Origin of the sequence: Streptomyces axinellae, assembly GCF_039532135.1 — a bacterium.
Lineage (GTDB): Bacteria > Actinomycetota > Actinomycetes > Streptomycetales > Streptomycetaceae > Streptomyces > Streptomyces axinellae.
The window spans coordinates 1-1,431 of the sequence record NZ_BAAARJ010000066.1; the positions used below are offsets into that span (position 1 = coordinate 1).

Here is a 1,431-nt window from a genome sequence, read left to right on the forward strand (position 1 = left end):
GTCGCGGAGCATGGCGTAGATGACGCTGATGCGGTGGCGGGCGAGGCGGAGGAGGGCTTGTGTGTGGGTCTTTCCCCGGCTTCGGCACTTGTCGTAGTAGGTGCGGGAGGCGGGGTCGTGCAGGGCGGCGAACGCGGAGAGGAACATGGTCCGTTTGAGCTGTCTGTTTCCGCCTCGTGGTGCGTGTTCGCCGTGGATCGAGGTCCCTGAGGATTTCGTGGTCGGGGCTAGGCCGGCGTAGGAGGCCAGGTGGGCTGCGGTGGGGAAGGCGGTGGCGTCGCCGATGGTGACCAGCAGAACTGCGGCGGTCCTGACGCCGACGCCGGGCATGGACGTCAGGACCGGGTGAAGAGGGTGGGCCTCCAGCAGCTGTCCGATCTGGGTTTCCAGGGCCCGTCGCTGTTCGTGAACAGCCCCCAGTGACCGGGCCAGAGACGGGATGACGACATCGAGGGTGCCCGTTCCGGGGACGATGACGGTCTGCTCGTCGAGCGCGGTGAAGATGTCATCGGTCAGCCGCTGGGCCATGCGCGGGGCCTTGGGCCGGATCATTTCGGTGAGCTTGCGGCGTCCGGCTTTCCGCAGGCTTGCCGGGGAGCCGTAGCGTTCCAGCAGCCACGTCACCGCCGGATGGTCCAGACGCGGCCCCAGGACACGCTCCAGGCTGGGGTGGAACTGGGTGAGCAGGCCGCGGATGCGGTTGGAGGTGCGGGTGGCCTCTGCCGTCAGGTCTTCATCGAAGCCGACCAGCACGGTCAGCTCGGCGGTGATCCGGTCGGTCACCTGAAGCGAGCGCAGGGTGTGCGGCATCGTGCGGGCCGCGTCCGCGATCACCGCGGCGTCCTTCGCGTCGGTCTTGGCCTCGCCCGGATAGAGGTCGGCGATCCGCCGCATCGCCAGTCCGGGCAGGTAGGCGACTTCGCAGCCCGTGTCCCGGGCCACCGTCAGGGGCAGGGCGCCGATGGATGCGGGCTGGTCCACGATGACCAGCACGGTGCCGAACTTCGCGGTCAGCTTCTCAAAGACGGCCCGCAGTTTCGGCTCGCTGTTGGGCAGGGGCTTGTCGAAGACCTTCTTGCCGGCCGGAGTCAGCCCGTGCCCGTGATGGGCGCTCTTGCCGACATCCAGGCCGAGGAAGACTCCTATCTCGCCGATCTCGTGCAACCCGTCCTCCCGGACACAACTCGTGCGGTGCTGGCCAGAGCAATGGCGCCGTACGCGCGCATCCACGTTATGCAGACCAGCCACCCGCGAAAGGACCGGCATTGCGCCGGGCCGGGTGACGGCCAGGTCTCTCATCAGCGTCTCCCACGGCACCCCACGGGCCCGGTGACACCACCCCCCAGGTCATCGACTTCGACAGGGGGCAAAAGTCATGCCGGGCCCGGAGGCCAGCGGCCCCATTGCGGAACCGCGAAAAACATAACGGGG

Annotated in this window: 1 protein-coding gene; it reads right to left on the reverse strand. The window is 68.2% G+C overall.

The window, feature by feature from the left end:
- On the reverse strand, window positions 1-1,164 hold a 1,164-nt coding region (locus ABD339_RS33440; protein ID WP_344570937.1), incomplete at its 3' end, for an IS110 family RNA-guided transposase.
- Between the last annotated feature and the right edge of the window lie 267 nt (window positions 1,165-1,431).